This is a genomic window from Dellaglioa sp. CoH-57-MRSF-17 (assembly GCF_056782015.1).
Genome location: NZ_JBXAXY010000001.1, coordinates 1 through 16,759, shown reverse-complemented (window position 1 = coordinate 16,759; position 16,759 = coordinate 1). Strand labels below are relative to the sequence as shown.

Below are 16,759 nucleotides of genomic sequence, written 5' to 3'. Positions count from 1 at the left end.
GCGTCTTTTTGTCGATTAGATTTCTTATTCTTTTGATGAATCTACAACGATACTTGGTGATGATAATGACCAAGTTGCGTTATCTTGAAATTTACCAGGATGAGTAATTTTTTTAGTTTTTAGACTTAATGATAATTGTGCAGAATAGTAGTTTTTACTAATAACTGATGTTGTATCAGAATCAAAAATAGTTGAGTTTAAACTTAAAAGAGTATCTTTAGATGTAATTGTTTTAATATCTGAGGCATTCCCATAAGTGATTGTGGAATTACCAAGCATACTCGTTTGCAATTTTTCAAACCAACCAAGTTGATCGGGAATAAAGAAAGGATCACTTAGATTATCTTTATCACTTGTGCTAACAACTAAATTCCAGTTAAGTCCAAAAGGATTATCGACAGTTAACAAACCAGTTGCAGTTACTGTAGGTGTTTTTTCAGAAGTTCCTGCTGTAAAATTACCAAAATCAAATACTTTTGGATAGGATACTAAAAGATCTCCTGCAACGTGTAAATTATATGAAATAGGCGTGTAATCCGGATTTAATTTTGCGAGATTTGCAGCAGAAATTGTATCATTCGTTTTACCGCTTAAGATATCATTAATTGTGTGATTACTATAACTGGAATAGGTACCCGAATCGTGAGTTGATGTGACTAAATATGAAATTCTATTCTTATGGAAAAGATGATAACCAATCAATTCATTGTCATCAATTAATTTAGAATATGTAGTCCCATCAGTATAAGCAGATTCGTCATATTTATATTTACTATGGTCCGTACTGTATTGTTTTGCAAGATCGTCCGCATCTTTTGCAGTGATTTCTAGTTTAGAATTTGTAAGTTCAGTTGTTCCATTTTCTGAATATTTTTCCCAAGGACCATTATTGAAACTGTACCATAAGTAATATTTTTCAGTTTTATCGGTTGTTGATTTCGTATCTATATTGACTGTAGTATCAAGTGATTTTTTAGTTGTTTGAACGGTATTTTCAGGTAATTCATCAGTGATATTGTTTAATGAATAGTGAAAATCGTAAGGGTCTATTTGTGGAATATAATGAGTCGTACCAGATCCAGTATCTGTAGAAGTATAACCCGGTAACGAAATAGACTTAATAGTAGGATGAGATGAGTTACTTGAATCAGGATCTTTTAAAAATTCTTGTATAGCGTCATCTCCAAAATCATCAGACGCATCAAAAATACTTTGATAGGCAAGGTCACTAGGAACGTTTAAATTACCAATAATATTTTGTCCAGTAACAATACTCCCATATAAGAGACCATCGCTACTTGAATCAACGTCGACATCAGCACTAGGTGCTAATACTGAACCATATAAAGGACTCTTCCAACTTCCGACAAAAATCTTACCATTTTCAGTATTAAAATTATTACTAATATGTGAAGACGTATTGTAGACAGATTTCACTTTTTTAGAGTTTTTATCAGTTGTATCGATTGCAACGGGTTCATCGGATAGAAGATTTTTAGCGGTGGTATCTGAACCATTACTATTTTGTCCGGAAAATAGCGTTCCATCACTATTACCAGCTAACTTGTAATCTATCGAAGATCCGTCAGATTTAGGTGGATACGCATTGAAAGTCATCCAGCTACCTTGATTGAAATTAAAACTGATACCAGCATCATTATTAGAAAAATGCTTATAATTTAACATGAAAAATGGCATTTTCATTGTGTTAATATCAAAATTGACTAAATTAATTTTGATACCAATAGCATCTTCAAATGAAGGAATAGAGCCATCAATATCTGCAAAGACAACGCCTTGATCTGTTGAAGCAGTATTCATATCAACGGTTAATTGAATAACCGTTTTACCAGGTGCATATTTTTCAGCATCAATTGATTTATCTGTATTTAAATCAACACGTTTGATAGCATTATTAGATTTAGTAGTAGAACCTGTTGCTTTAGAGTTTGAGAAATTTGTTGAAGTGAAACTAGCGTAATAATCACTGACATCAGTAATATTTTGAGTAGCATCAGCAAATGATGAAATATCATTGCTTGACATAACAGGAAAATCAGAAAGTTTATCAATAGTATCTTTTTTTGCATTAAATTGCTTGATAGCATCAGCGTAACCGGCATTACTTGAAGGTATGGACCAACCAGCAATGGCTTTTGCGATTTCATCATCAGGGGGAGAATTCTGTAGATAGTATGATAAATCTTTGACTTTATCATTAGATTTTGAAAAAACAAAGCTATTTTTATTACCATACCACTGAATCATATCAGCCCCGGTAATATTTTCTGAAATCATTGTAGGATTAACCTTTGCATAATCAGCATCAGTTAAATTAGCAGTTGAATCATGAGCATAATTTTGTAAGTATTTTATAGAAGAACCTCCGGCGGTACCTGAGGAAGTAAATGTTTTGGCAAAAAATTAACCTTGTAGGGAGTCAATATCATTAGAATTAAACGTGATTGTACCACCAGCGAAACCAGTGACATTCGTGGCAGCCCCCATTGGATAACCTACAGGAGGCGTGTATGATGTAGCAGCTTGTGTAGTATAAATTGGTAACGTTAAAAAGAACAAGCTGAAACAAAGGATGATAATCGATTGATAGGTAGTAGATGAGTTAATATATTTGTTTTTTAGCAAAATAAGACTTCCTTTCAAAATAATTAAAAAATTAACTATTTGATTATATATATATTATAGCCTTGCTAGTATAGGATGTGTAGAGATATTGTCGAAGTATTTGGACAAATATAGCTTATAATTTGGATATACGATTAATAATAAAGAAAATGCGCTATTTTTGACTTTTTATTTAATAAAATCCAGTGATGTTTGTAAGTGTCACTATAGATTAAGCCTTTTCAATTTGGTATACTCAATGAGAAACGTTTTATAAAAAGGGAGATAATAAATTATGATTGAAGCAATTAACTTAAAAGCCGGAATGACTTTTGAACAAGGCGGTAAATTAATTAAAGTTTTAGAAGCAAGTCATCATAAACCGGGTAAAGGTAACACAGTTATGCGTATGAAATTACGTGACGTTCGTACTGGATCAACTGTTGAAACAACAATGCGTCCAGAAGTTAAGGTTGAACAAGCTAATATTGAAACAAAACCAGTTCAATTCTTGTACAACCAGGATACAATGGCTATTTTTATGGATTTGGAAACATATGAACAATATGAAATTCCAAGAGAAATTATCGAACATGAAGCAAAATTCTTATTGGAAAATATGGAAGTTAAAATCCAATTTTACGGTACAGAAGTTATTGGCTTAACATTACCAACTGTTGTAACATTACGTGTTACTGAAACACAGCCTTCAATCAAAGGCGCTACAGCAACTGGTTCAGGTAAACCAGCAACAATGGAAACAGGACTTGTTGTTAATGTTCCTGATTTCATCGCAGCAGATGATGTTCTTGAAATTAATACACAAGAAGGTACATACCTTAAACGTGCACCTAAATAAGATTGAAAAGGTAGTCTCTTGAGACTGCCTTTTTTTAATCATTTAAAATGAGGAGATTACTATGGGAATTAAACTAGTTGCAATAGATATTGATGATACGTTACTAAATCCAGAGGGTAGATTAGCAAAAGAAACAATTGATGCCGTCAAAAAAGTGACACAAAAGGGAATTAAGGTTGTCCTTTGTACGGGACGACCTTTAGCTGGTGTGGTTGGATTTCTTGAACAATTAGGGATTAGTGGGGATGACCAATATGTCATTACCTACAACGGTGCAATTATTGAAACAGTAAGTGGAAAACGTCTAGCGCAACATACGTTAACCTTTGATGAGTATATAGCTGCAGATAAATTAAGTTATGAATTAAATGTTCATTATAATATTTTAGATGATGAGAGCCGAATTTATACATCTAATAAAGATGTTGGTCGTGTGACCGTTATTCAAGCAGCTGAAAATAATGAAGGATTATTTGTACGAAATCCAGAGGAAATGTCACGGGACTTAACCGTTTCTAAAATTATGTTTGTGGATGAACCTGAAGTTTTAGACGCACAGATGATTAATATTCAAAAAATATTTGATGATAGTTATTATGTTGTACGTAGTTTGCCAGAATTTTTAGAAGTTTTGAATAAAAAAGCTAATAAAGGAAATGCATTAACAGATTTAATTGCAGAACTGGGATTAAAAGAAGAAGAAGTTATGGCAATGGGAGATCAACATAATGATTTAACGATGTTTGCCGTAGCCGGAACGACTGTTGCGATGGGAAATGCCATTCCTGAATTAAAAGAAGCAGCAACTTATGTAACAGAATCGAACGTTAATCATGGTGTTGCGGTTGCATTAGAACGTTATGTAGGTTAAATAACGATAAAATATAAAAAAGTTTGGAGTCCGCATGAGGTTAGCGAGATTCCAAACTTTTTATTTAGTCTAAAAGATGTTGCTTTGTTAAGTAGTCGTGTGCGACGGTACTTGCTGGGACATTTTTAACATCAACTAGATAATTCATTTTTTGCATATCTGTATCAGAAATTTTTCCGGTTAATTTATTTAAACTTTTTTTGATGGATGGATATTTTTGTGAGATGCCCTTTGCAACAAGTGGGGCGCCTTGATAAGGTGGGAATAAAGACTTGTCATCTTTTAATGTGACCAAATTATATTTGACGAGCTGACTATCAGTTGAATAGGCATCAACTAAATTTACATTACCATTCACAATGGCTTGATAGCGAAGTGCTGGTTCAAAAGATTTAGTGTTAAATGACAAATGATACTTGCTTTGTAACCCTTTGTAACCATCATCACGGTTTAGAAACTCAAGCGTAAAGCCTGCCTTTATTTTTGAAGATACTCGTGATAAATCAGAAATTTTTGATAGATGGTATTTAGTTGCAAAGTCTTTAGTGACAGCGACAGCATAGGTGTTTTGATAAGCCATCGGATTTAAATAATCTAAATCTGATTTAACTTTAATTTCGGTTTTTGCTTGCTGGTAGGCTTTATTTTCATTTGTACTTTTGAGTGGTGATTTTACTAACTCTTCAAGTACCGTACCTGAAAATTCTGGGTAAATATCGATTGAATTAGATTTTAATGCAGAGTATAGAAAACTCGTTTTACCAAAATTTGGTTTTAAAGTAACCTTGATATTGGCGTCGTCTTCTTGAATTAAATCTTTATACATATTAATTAGAATTTCAGGTTCTGCCCCCATTTTACCAGCAATGACTAATTCTTTTTTCTGATGTGTGAAAGTATTGATTGTGGCACCAACAGCAAATAGGAATCCTAAAGTAATTAATATAATGGTAATTGTTTTTATCTTTAAATTCTGCAATTGCCGGATTAAAACACTGAAAACAATAGCTAGAATAATAGAACTCAACGCGCCAATAATAATCAAGCTCATATCATTTCTATCAATTCCCAGCAAAATAAATGTTCCTAACCCGCCAGCACCAATTAAAGCAGCTAGTGTTGCGGTTCCAATAATTAGAACAAGCGCAATACGAATGCCTGAAATAATTAGTGGCATAGCTAAGGGTAATTCAAATCGAATAAGTTTTTGCGCACGTGTCATACCAAATGCAGTTGCGGCTTCTTCTAATGATGGATCAATACCAGTTAAACCTGCATATGTGTTCTGAAAAATGGGCAGTAAAGCATAAACAACTAATGCGATAATTGAAGGTAGTGTTCCAATTCCGACTAGTGGAATTAATAGCCCTAGCAGCGCGAGTGAAGGAATTGTCTGTAAAACACTGGTAATTTGCAACATAATTTCTGCTGCTCTTTTATGCTGTGCTAACCAAATTGCTAAAAAGACGGCAATGATGGTTGCAATCAGCAATGAAATTAATGATATCTGTAGATGTTGAAGAATAGCGGTCCATAAATCAGCACGGTGCATTTTAAAAGTTGTTATTAAATTTGCCATTGGTCATCCACCTCGCTATCAGACATGCTTGCACCATAACGAATTAAGCATTGGGCATCAACTGCACCAATGAGATTCTGGTCGTTATCTTTAACATTTATAATTGTATATTTAGAAAGTAGAGATATGAGTTCTTTAAATGTTGTTTGAGTTGAGGTGACGTGATTATTAGCGAGTTCATCAATTGGAAGACTAAATGATTTTTGAATCATTTCAGCTAAATTAAATTGCGTGTTGGATACGTCTAACCCAAAAAACTCTGAAATAAAATCATTTTTTGGTGCATTTCTAATTTCGTCAGGGGTACCAACTTGAATGAGATTGCCATCATGCATAACACCAACACGAGTTCCGAGGCGAAGAGCTTCAGACATATCATGCGTAATGAAAATAATGGTATTGTGTAGTTCCTCATGTAAATCGATGACGATATCTTGTAATGTTTTTTTTGAGATAGGATCCAGCGCACTAAATGGTTCGTCCATTAAAATTAATTTTGGTTTAGTTGCAATTGCTCGTAAAATACCAATTCGTTGTTGCTCGCCACCGGATAAATCGCTAGGCATTCTCTTACGATATGCTTCAGGCGGTAAACCAACACGTGTTAATAAGGCATCGACACGTTCTCTTTGTTTGTTTTTAGGCCATTTTTGTAATTCTGGTAATAAGCTGATATTTTCAGCAACTGTCATATTAGGAAATAAAGCAATCTGCTGTAAGACATAGCCAATCTGTGAACGTAAAGTATGTAACGGAATCTGATCAATATTTTGATTTTCAAAGTTAATAGTACCCGAGGTGGGCTCAATTAATCGATTAATCATTTTTAAAGTTGTCGTTTTACCACTACCACTAGGGCCAACAAGAACAAAAAGTTCCCCTGTATCAATATGTAAGTTTAAGTCGTTTAATACGGTAACTGTTTTGAATGTTTTGTTTATGTGTTTGAAATCTAACAAAAGCTAACCCTCATTTCTTCTTATTTTATATGTAATATATCTGGAAATGGTAACTATTTCGATGTAACTCTACATGAATGAAAATTATTAAGCAAAGATTTTGTTTTAAAATGTTGGAATTAAATTTTAGTGTAGGAACGGTCTGAATTGATGGATGGAGTAAGCCTTAATATTAAAAATAATATGTAGAAAAGCTTGACTTAGAGTCAACTCTAAGTGTTTTAATAGAAACTATTGAAGGAGGCGATTGAATGACTAATGAGCAACAATATAAAATTGGTGAGTTTGCTAAATTAGTTGGGTTATCAAGTTTTACATTGCGTTACTATGAAAAAGAAGGCTTAATTAAGCCTCACCGTAATTCGGCAGGCTTACGTTATTACACGGAACATGATATTAAATGGGTAGGATTTTTGCTTCATCTTAAAGGGACAGGGATGCGGATTAATGAAATAATTAAATACGTTGAACTACGAGCACAAGGTGATGCAACCATTAAAGAACGACGCGAGATGCTCAGCAAGGTAAAAGAAAATGCACTGTCTGAAATGGTAGAATTACAGCATAATATTGAAATTATTTCTCATAAAATTGATTGGTATGACAGAAAAGTTTCACACAGAACAAATGGAAACGAAGTGTCAGAAGATATTAGTTTTGAAAAGTATCTAGAACAATTCGCGATATACGATTAACGCTAGGTTAACCGTATAAAATAAAGTGAGGTAATTATAATGAATGAGGAACAAATTAAAAACGGTCTTTTTCCAATAGGTGAAAAAAATGAAGCATATAAAGATTTCTTTGTTGGTCAAAGTTATTTAGACATGTTAGTGGCGGATCCAGATATAAACGTTGGTGTTGGAAATGTTAGTTTTGAACCTGGAACACGTAATAATTGGCACATCCATCACGACGGTTACCAACTATTATTGGTCACTGCCGGTGAAGGTTGGTACCAAGAAGAAGGTCAACAAGCACGACGTTTAAAAGCTGGTGATGTTGTTGTCACAAAAGACGGGATTAAACATTGGCACGGTGCTACAAAAGATAGTTGGTTCTCACATGTTGCTATTACAGCAGGGACACCTGAATGGTTAGAAGCTGTTGATGACGAAACGTACGGTAAATTAAAAGATTAATAGGAGGATATTATATTATGGTAAAGAAACAAACAGCAGGTCGCGATAACTTAGGCGAATTTGCACCTAAATTTGCAGAATTAAATGATGATGTTTTATTTGGTGAAGTTTGGTCACGTGAAAGTGAATTACCAGCACATCAACGCAGTATTATAACAATTTCAGCTTTGATTTCAGGTGGTAACTTTGAACAATTGCCAGCACATATGGCAATTGGCAAAACAAATGGAATTACGAAGGAAGAAATTGCTGAAATTATCACACATTTATCTTTCTACGTTGGTTGGCCTAAAGCTTGGTCTGCATTTAATATTGCAAAAGATGTTTTTGAAGACTAATTATTTAAAAGTGGGACATGAATTAAATAAATACTGGCTCCGTACTTTGTCAAAAGTATCGAGTCAGTATTTTTGCTTACCTAATTATTTCTTGAGGTCTTGTCTGATTAAAAGTGAAATTATAACAATCGTAATCGCGGCAATAATAAATTCTACATTCAAAAAGTGTTTATTTATGAAAAATGCAACAATGACTCTAACTATGGTTGCAATAGCTAACGTTAAGATGAATGTTTTAATATAATGGACATTTATATAATCGTTTATTTTTTTAAACATGGACTCAACTCCTTCAGTTACCTAATAATAGTGGCACAAATTAATAAGATAAGCGAATTTTAAGTAACATTAAATGATTGTCCAGCAGACGTGAAAGCGCTATAATATAATTTGTAATTAGTTTAGGAGGAGATAGTTAATGTATCAAGCAAATGAAAAACGTTATGATAAAATGATTTATAATCGCCTCGGTAATAGTGGATTAAAAGTTTCTGCTATTGCCTTAGGCTTATGGAAGAACTTTGGGGATGAGACACCTTTAGCAACGCAAAAAGATATTATTGAAACAGCATTTGATAATGGAATTACTTATTTTGATTTGGCAAATAATTACGGTGATGGTGCTGCCGAGAAGAATTTTGGGCGCATTTTACGTGAAGATTTAAGTGCCTACCGGGATGAAATGGTTATTTCGACGAAGGCAGGTTACTATATGTGGCCAGGTCCTTATGGCGAATGGGGTTCAAAGAAAAACTTGTTTGCCAGTATGGATCAATCATTACAACGTATGCAGCTAGATTATGTTGATATTTTCTATCACCATCGTCCAGATCCAGATACACCGTTGGAAGAAACAGCTGAAGCTTTGGATTTACTCGTTCGCCAAGGTAAAGCCTTATATATTGGAATTTCAAATTATCGGGCACCAGAAGCTGAAAAGATGATTCAATTACTAAAAGCTAAAAATACACCTATCGTTGTCCACCAACCTAGATATAATTTATTAGATCGTTGGATAGAAGATGGATTAAAAGATGTTTTAAAACAAGAGCAGATAGGAACAGTTGCTTTTAGTCCTTTAGCACAAGGGTTATTGACTGATCGTTACTTGAATGGTATTCCAGACGATTCTAGAGTGAAACGATTTGATACCTTGTCTACTGAGAGAGTTGAATCAACACTTAAAAAGGTTCGTGAATTAAATGAAATTGCAAAAAATCGCAACCAGACATTGGCTGAAATGGCGCTATCTTGGGATTTGAAAGATAATTCTGTTTCGTCGGTTATTATTGGTGCTAGTCGTGTGAGTCAATTAAAGGATAATTTAAAGGCATTAGAGCATTTGGATTTTGCACCAGAAGAATTAGCAAAAATTGATAAAATTGTGAAATAAGAAGAGGTATATAAAGAGAACCCTTGGGATTGAAATGAAATTCAATCCCAAGGGTTCTCTTTATATCTTTTTTTGTTCTATAAAAAATGTATTTTAACTTAATTAAGCTAAGATACATCAATTAAATAAAAACTATTTAATCTTGATTTTCAAGGATTTCTCGAAATGGAATTAAACCCTCTGCTTGGTATTCTTTAACAAAAGCTTTAACAGCATCTGGATCTTGTGTTTTAGGATCAATAATGAGCTGTTCAACAGGAAGTGGACGGTCAGAAGTTACTTTAACATCGATAACAACAGGCACTTTTGAACCTTTAGCTTCAGCAAAAGCAGTTTTTAATTCTGCTAATGTCCGGACGGTATACCCTTTAGCTCCCATGTCGTTGGCAATTGCGCCCCAATCAGCATCAATTAAATCAATACCTGAGTGTGGTTGTTGTTTATCATCTTGTTCAGCGCGGATGAATCCAAGTTCCTGATTGCTTAAGACAACGTTGATGATAGGCATGTTGTATTTAACTTGTGTTAAGACATCTTGCATGACCATCGTCCAACCACCGTCACCAGAAATTGAGAAAACTTGACGGTCTGGAAAGGCAGAGTGAGCCCCAATTGCTGCGGGTAGTGCATACCCCATCGTTGCGTACCATGCGGATGTTGTAAATTTATTTTTCTCACCAAGACGTAAGAAACGCATTGCTTCAATCGTTACATTACCAACATCAATTTGGAAAATTGCATCGTCATCTTTAATTTTATTAATTTCATTGAAAACTGGTTCAAAACGAAGTGGTTTACTGTCATCTTCAGTAAAGCTATCAATCCATTTAATCCAGTTTTCTTTGTTAGCGATGGCAGCTTTGTACCATTTTGTTGGTGCAACTGGTGTTTTAACGGCCTTATTTAATGCGATTAAAGTTTCCTTACCATCGGCTAAAATAGGGACATCAACTGAATGACGTTTACCTAATTTTTCAGAATCAATATCGACCTGAATAAATTTAGCATCTGGAGAAAAGAAATATTCACCAAATGGAAAATCAGATCCAATGAAAAGAACAGCATCAGCGCCACGAAGAAGGTCAACGCCGGGTTTGCCAGCAACTCGTCCAGCAGAACCCATGTATGCTTTGTAATCATCAGGAATAATTGTTTTAGCAAGCGCAGTTGTTGCGATTGGTAATGATAATTTTTCAGATAATTCAATTAATTCTTTTCCAGCGCCACGAACACCTTTCCCAGCATAAATAATTGGTGTCTTAGCTGTTGTTAAAATATCTAAGGCATCTTGAATTTGTTTATCACGAGGCATCGGATAAAGAGGTTCTTGGTGTGTTGCGGCTGTTGAAACAAAGGTGTCATCGATTTCTTGCCAACCTAAATCGGTCGGAATTGTGACAACTGCGACGCCATTATATTTGTAGGCTTGACGGATAGCTTCATCAACAACAATGGGTAAGTTTTCGGGTGTAGTAGCTGTTCTGTTATAAATAGAAACATCCTCAAACATTGGATTTTCATTCATTTCTTGGAAGTAATTTGTATTCATCACTTGTGTACCAACTTGGCCGACTAAGGCAAGAACAGGAACACCATCATATTTAGCATCGTAAAGTCCGTTTAATAGATGGACAGCACCGGGACCAGCGGAACCAAAAGTAACACCTAATTTTCCAGTTACTTTAGCTTCACCAACTGCTGCGAGTGCGCCGACTTCTTCATGACGAACTTGTACATAATTAATTGTATTTTTACGATTATGTAGTGCATTCATTGTTGAATCAAATGAACCACCTGGCAACCCATAGACGGTTTTAACGCCCCAATCTTCTAAAACTTTGAGCATGGCATCTGATGCATTAATTTTTTTTGGCATAATAGTAAATCTCCTTCTTGAAAAATTTTATTCTACAAGGATAGTATAAATCTACCAATGAATTAACACCAGTGAAAGCACTTACTTTTAGTAATTAAAAAAGGTAGTTCAGACAAAAAAGTCTGAACTACCTAAATAGGGTTTTATTTAAAACGAACGATAATTTTACCAAGTGCATGATGAGATTCACTACGATCGTGAGCTTCTGCTACACCTTCTGCAGAGAATTCATGAACTGAATCTAAGGTCACTTTTATAGTGCCATCTTCAAGCATATCAGCTAATTTAGTTAATTCTTCACCATTTGGGTCCAACCAAATTGAATCAAAAGTCACATTTCTTGCTTCAGCAAGACCTGCTGTTTTTTCAGAATCCATCCCAGTAATAGCAACTAAACGACCTGTGCCATGTTTTAAGATATTAACTGATTTTTCTTGTGCGTCACCACCGATTGTATCAACTACAAGGTCGATATCTTTTAAGATTTCCGCAAAATCAGTTTCATGGTAATCAATGACTTGGTCAGCGCCAAGTCCTTTAACAAAATCAATATTCTTCGAGCTAGTTGTGGTAATAACGTAAGCACCAACTGATTTAGCAAGTTGAATAGCGAAAGAGCCAACGCCACCTGAACCAGCATGAATAAAGACTTTTTCACCTTTTTCTAAATGACCATGATCAAAAAGGGCTTGCCATGCAGTTAAACCAGCTAAAGGAACAGCAGCAGCTTCTTCAAAGCTAATATTTTTAGGTTTTGGTGCAAGCAAATTAGCATCAACAGCAGTATATTCGGCGTAAGTACCAAAACGAGTCGTGGCAGGGCGTGCGAAGACTTCATCACCAATTTTCCAATCGGTTACGTTAGCGCCTACTTCTGTGATAACACCCGACACATCCCAACCTAAAATAATAGGAAATTGCCAGTTAAGCATACCTTGTAAAAAGCCTTCACGCGTTTTCCAATCAATTGGATTAATTCCAGCTGCTTTTTCTTGAACAATTACTTGATCCGCCGTCATTTCAGGCATAGCTACTTCACGTTGTTTAAGTTTATCTTGTCCGCCAAATTCATCAATTACAACGGCTGACATCATTTTCTTTTCTGTCATCGGATTCCTCTTCTTTCCAGTTACTTTTAATTTGTAAGTGAATTGTATCGAATAACGAAATAGAATGCAATCAAGACACTCTTTTATAGTATTAATATTCTTATGGTTAAAATTGACATTTAGACTTTATTTACGTATATTATAGCTATAAGTGATGAAGTAGTTCAGTAATTTATCGATCAATTTTAAAGAAACCTGGTGGTCGCTGGAAATCAGGAATTATCGATGAGTGAAGTACGCTATGGAGCTAACAACGATTCATCTCGTTAACGATGATTGAGCGATTAGCTACTATATTATGTAGATAATAACTTGGGTGGTAACGCGGAAATTAATTCGTCCCTGATATCTTTTTTAGATATCAGGGATTTTTTTATACTTATATTATATAGGAGGAAACAGAAATGAATATTATTGACGAACTAGAATGGCGCGACGCAATTAATCAAACGACAGACGAAGATGGGTTACGTGAACTAACGTCTGAAAAATCAATTGGCTTATACTGTGGGGTTGATCCAACAGGGGATAGTATGCATATCGGACACTTAATTCCATTTATGATGTTGAAAAGATTTCAATTAGCAGGACATCATCCATACATCATTATTGGTGGTGGTACAGGTTCAATTGGTGATCCAAGTGGTAAAAAATCTGAACGTGTGCTGCAATCGATGGACCAAGTTCATCATAATGAGCAAGCTCTCACTGCACAGATGACCAAATTATTTGGACAAGATTCAAATATTTCAATTGTAAATAACTATGATTGGTTATCAAAAATTAGCTTGCTTGATTTCTTACGCGATTACGGTAAGTTATTTAATGTAAATAGCATGCTCGCAAAGGATGTTGTTGCAAGTCGTTTGGAAGTTGGTATCTCATTCACGGAATTTACATACCAAATCTTACAATCAGTTGATTTCCTACATTTACACAAGCACCATGATGTTCAATTACAAATTGGTGGGGCTGATCAATGGGGGAATATTACTGCAGGAATTGATCTTATTCATAAAGAGCTAGGTTCAGACACAAAGGCATATGGGCTAACAATTCCACTAATGCTTAAGGCTGATGGTACTAAATTTGGTAAAACAGCTGGTGGCGCAGTTTGGTTAAATCCAGAAAAAACAACACCATATGAATTCTACCAATTTTGGTTAAATCAAGACGACCGGGATGTTGTGAAATATTTGAAATTTTTCACATTCTTAACGTCAGATGAGATTGCTGAATACCAAAAATCAGTTGAAACAGCTCCAGAAAAACGTGAAGCACAACGCCGCTTAGCACGAGAAGTAACAGAATTTGTTCATAGTCCAGAAGCTGTAATTGAAGCCGAACATATTTCTGCAGCTTTATTTTCAGGCGAAGTGAAAGAATTAACGACGAGTGAAATTGAACAGGGGTTTAAAAATATGCCTTCTGTTGAATTAGCAGCAGAACCAGAGAATATTGTTGAGTTATTAGTAAATACAAAAATTGAATCATCAAAAAGACAAGCACGTGAAGATATCACTAACGGGGCTATTCGTATTAATGGTGAAAAAATTCAAGATTTAGATTTTATGATTGATCCTGCTACAGAATTTGATGGCAAATTTGTGATTATTCGTCGTGGTAAAAAGAAATATTGGTTAGGACGCGTTAACGCATAATGGCACTATTTTATGTAATAGCTTTTCTTGTGGCGGGGATTATTATTTCAAATGTAATTCACGAAATTCTTCCTAAAATACCAGATGCTTTTATTCTTATTGTAATTGGTCTGTTGTTGTCATTAGTACCAGTCATGGCTAATTTCGAATTAGAACCAGAATATTTTATGTTATTCATTATTGCACCACTTATGTTTAATGATGGGCAAAAAACATCTGTTAGGGGGATCCGTAAAAATTTTCATGCGATACTTTTATTATCAGTAGTTTTAGCGCTTATTACAGTTGTAATAGTAGGGTTGTTAGCGAATCGATTAGAAGTTCGATGGACATTGCCACTTGCAATAGCACTAGCTGCGATTGTGACACCAACTGACGCCATAGCAGTAAAATCCTTAACATCAGCATCAAAACTTGATTCAGGGGTTAATACTGCCTTAGAATACGAATCATTATTTAACGATGCAAGTGGATTAGTGATGTTAAATTTGGCATTATCTGTGATGGAAAAAGGAACATTTTCCATCTATAGCGGATTATTTCAATTTATTTTTGTTGCAGTTGGTGGTATTGTAGTTGGGGTTATGGCAGGTGGAATCTTAGTTATCGTTAGAACGTATTTTAATAAGAGGGTAACTTCACCAGAATTAACGATTATTCCAATTGCGTTGTTAACACCATTTATTGTTTATTTATTGGCGGAAAGTCTAGGGACATCGGGAATTATTGCTGTTGTAACTGCAGGGATTGTTCATAATATTGAATCCGAGCGTTTAAAATTAACTGCAACACGTGTCCAGTTAGTTTCGTCAACAATATGGGATACGTTGACCGCAATGCTTAACAGTATTGTATTTATTTTATTGGGAATTAGTTTACCTGAAATTTTCCGGGCACTGATTAAACTTGGAACGAGTCAGTCGTTTGAGTTGTTGAGTCTGGGTTTGATAATCTATGTAGTCATGATTGGTATCCGATACACTTGGGCATTAATTGGAAAAGAACCACATATTGCTGCCTTTTTCGGTCCTTCAAAATCAAAAAAAAGACGAAAAAATGCATTTGTTTTTGGGTTGAGTGGGGTACACGGAACAATCACGTTATCAATGGCATTTTCATTACCAATGTTAATAAATGGACGGGCTTTTCCGTATCGAGAAGAAATTTTAATCATTGCAACTACTGTCATATTATTAAGTATGATAACACCAGCATTAGTGTTGCCTAAAATCTTACTAGCTAAAAAGTTATCATTTAATAAAGAAGAATTAAATTTTTCACGAATACAAATGATTGATTACGCTAGTTTACATTTAACAGAACGTATTCAATCTAACGATGTGAGATACGCGGTGATTCAACAATTACAATCACAAAAAGGGTTTAATGATATTCAAGGGTATGATAAACATCAAGAATTATTTAAAAAAATTAATGAAATTGAAGATGAATTTTTAAATAGTAATGAGATAAAAGAAATTTATCCTGCCCGAGTACTCAGTACGTACAGAAAAATTTTGGATACAGATTATGGTGGACAACGATTAAGTGTTAATCGAATCATTCGATCAGTAGAACATCAGGTTAGGCATGAAGCGTGGCATATTAGCCATGGGCAAATAACTCGTGGACAGAGAAGTAAGGCCAGGAAACAATGGGCTAAAGATAATATAGAAAAAATGCAAATACACAATGATTTCCGATCATTATTATGGGACTTGGAGAATCAATTGCATGAAGTAATTGAACAATATTTACATGATTTAACAAAAGAACGTTTGGCTAATGCACATGGACAACTAGATGATATTCAGAATGTTGAAAGATTTATCGAAGATCGACAAAGACACTTTCGTAGAGATTACGAAGAGAATGAAAAAATATCAGTAGATTTATTTATTCAAGCATTTCAATTAGAATATAATTATGTTCAAACACAATATATAGCAGGAATAATTAACGAGCAACTTGCTAATAAGTTGTATGATGAAATAAATCAGGCGCAAACACTACAAATGCAGCAACTATTAGTTGAACATTAAATAAAAAATAATTTCAAAAATCAGGATTAATAGTCTATTTTTGAAATTATTTTTTTATTTAAGACCTATAAAGTAATTAAAAGTACAGATGTATACGATTACATCAATATTTTTAGATTTAATTTAAATAAAGGCTTGACGAAGGTCATTATTCTTGGTAAAGTAATAAACGTTGCCTCAGTAGTAAACAACTAATTCAAATGTGACCAGTTAATTAATTAAAAAAAATCTTGACAATTAACGAAATCCTTGATATGATATAAAAGTTGTCAAAAGCAACCAAGTAGATCTTTGAAAACTGAACA

Annotated in this window: 14 protein-coding genes and 1 other annotated feature; of the genes, 8 read left to right on the top strand and 6 right to left on the bottom strand. The window is 34.4% G+C overall.

Features of this window, described 5'->3' with window-relative positions; all coding sequences use genetic code 11:
- Window positions 1-24 precede the first annotated feature (24 nt).
- A complete protein-coding gene (locus AC1RPJ_RS00070; RefSeq protein WP_481761125.1) occupies window positions 25-2,298 on the bottom strand; it encodes a hypothetical protein in 2,274 nt (757 codons plus the stop codon).
- Between the two features lie 126 nt (window positions 2,299-2,424).
- The gene (locus AC1RPJ_RS00065; RefSeq protein ID WP_481761126.1) at window positions 2,425-2,646 is read right to left on the bottom strand and encodes a hypothetical protein; all 222 of its coding nucleotides are present in this window, start codon (window positions 2,644-2,646) and stop codon (window positions 2,425-2,427) included.
- A gap of 274 nt (window positions 2,647-2,920) precedes the next feature.
- Between AC1RPJ_RS00065 and efp the strand changes: the two genes are divergently transcribed.
- Both efp and yidA read left to right on the top strand, forming a co-directional pair.
- On the top strand, window positions 2,921-3,484 hold the full coding sequence (gene efp, locus AC1RPJ_RS00060) for an elongation factor P (RefSeq protein ID WP_409021902.1): 564 nt from the start codon (window positions 2,921-2,923) through the stop codon (window positions 3,482-3,484).
- 61 nt (window positions 3,485-3,545) lie between these two features.
- Complete coding sequence (gene yidA / locus AC1RPJ_RS00055; RefSeq protein ID WP_481761127.1) at window positions 3,546-4,355, top strand: sugar-phosphatase; 810 nt, start codon at window positions 3,546-3,548, stop codon at window positions 4,353-4,355.
- Window positions 4,356-4,419: 64 nt separating this feature from the next.
- Here the strand turns inward: yidA and AC1RPJ_RS00050 are convergent, their stop codons facing one another.
- Both AC1RPJ_RS00050 and AC1RPJ_RS00045 read right to left on the bottom strand, forming a co-directional pair.
- Window positions 4,420-5,934 carry an ABC transporter permease/substrate-binding protein gene (locus AC1RPJ_RS00050; protein ID WP_481761128.1) on the bottom strand — a complete coding sequence of 505 codons (1,515 nt, stop codon included), beginning with the start codon at window positions 5,932-5,934 and terminating at the stop codon, window positions 4,420-4,422.
- On the bottom strand, window positions 5,922-6,893 hold the full coding sequence (locus tag AC1RPJ_RS00045; RefSeq protein WP_481761129.1) for an ABC transporter ATP-binding protein: 972 nt from the start codon (window positions 6,891-6,893) through the stop codon (window positions 5,922-5,924). The genes AC1RPJ_RS00050 and AC1RPJ_RS00045 overlap by 13 nt, the downstream gene beginning before the upstream one ends.
- A gap of 251 nt (window positions 6,894-7,144) precedes the next feature.
- Here AC1RPJ_RS00045 and AC1RPJ_RS00040 point away from each other — a divergent pair, with 251 nt between their 5' ends.
- The 4 genes from AC1RPJ_RS00040 to AC1RPJ_RS00025 all read left to right on the top strand — a co-directional run bounded on the left by AC1RPJ_RS00040 (window position 7,145) and on the right by AC1RPJ_RS00025 (window position 9,766).
- Window positions 7,145-7,588, top strand: coding sequence for a MerR family transcriptional regulator (locus AC1RPJ_RS00040; RefSeq protein ID WP_481761130.1), 444 nt, complete (start codon window positions 7,145-7,147; stop codon window positions 7,586-7,588).
- 39 nt (window positions 7,589-7,627) lie between these two features.
- A complete protein-coding gene (locus AC1RPJ_RS00035; RefSeq protein WP_481761131.1) occupies window positions 7,628-8,035 on the top strand; it encodes a cupin domain-containing protein in 408 nt (135 codons plus the stop codon).
- A gap of 17 nt (window positions 8,036-8,052) precedes the next feature.
- Entirely contained in the window at window positions 8,053-8,373 is a 321-nt protein-coding gene (locus AC1RPJ_RS00030) for a carboxymuconolactone decarboxylase family protein (RefSeq protein ID WP_481761132.1), read from the top strand.
- A 418-nt stretch (window positions 8,374-8,791) separates the two neighbouring features.
- Window positions 8,792-9,766, top strand: a complete 975-nt coding sequence (locus tag AC1RPJ_RS00025; RefSeq protein ID WP_481761133.1) for an aldo/keto reductase — start codon at window positions 8,792-8,794, stop codon at window positions 9,764-9,766.
- 136 nt (window positions 9,767-9,902) lie between these two features.
- Here the strand turns inward: AC1RPJ_RS00025 and spxB are convergent, their stop codons facing one another.
- Both spxB and AC1RPJ_RS00015 read right to left on the bottom strand, forming a co-directional pair.
- The gene (gene spxB / locus AC1RPJ_RS00020; RefSeq protein ID WP_481761134.1) at window positions 9,903-11,642 is read right to left on the bottom strand and encodes a pyruvate oxidase; all 1,740 of its coding nucleotides are present in this window, start codon (window positions 11,640-11,642) and stop codon (window positions 9,903-9,905) included.
- A gap of 143 nt (window positions 11,643-11,785) precedes the next feature.
- Complete coding sequence (locus tag AC1RPJ_RS00015; RefSeq protein WP_481761149.1) at window positions 11,786-12,733, bottom strand: NADP-dependent oxidoreductase; 948 nt, start codon at window positions 12,731-12,733, stop codon at window positions 11,786-11,788.
- Window positions 12,734-12,896: 163 nt separating this feature from the next.
- Window positions 12,897-13,098 (top strand) — a binding site (T-box leader).
- Window positions 13,099-13,155: 57 nt separating this feature from the next.
- Between AC1RPJ_RS00015 and tyrS the strand changes: the two genes are divergently transcribed.
- Together tyrS and AC1RPJ_RS00005 are read left to right on the top strand one after the other, a co-directional pair.
- Complete coding sequence (gene tyrS, locus AC1RPJ_RS00010; protein WP_481761135.1) at window positions 13,156-14,412, top strand: tyrosine--tRNA ligase; 1,257 nt, start codon at window positions 13,156-13,158, stop codon at window positions 14,410-14,412.
- Window positions 14,412-16,454: a cation:proton antiporter gene (locus AC1RPJ_RS00005; RefSeq protein WP_481761136.1), complete on the top strand. Its 2,043-nt coding sequence runs from the start codon at window positions 14,412-14,414 to the stop codon at window positions 16,452-16,454. The genes tyrS and AC1RPJ_RS00005 overlap by 1 nt, the downstream gene beginning before the upstream one ends.
- Window positions 16,455-16,759: the final 305 nt, after the last annotated feature.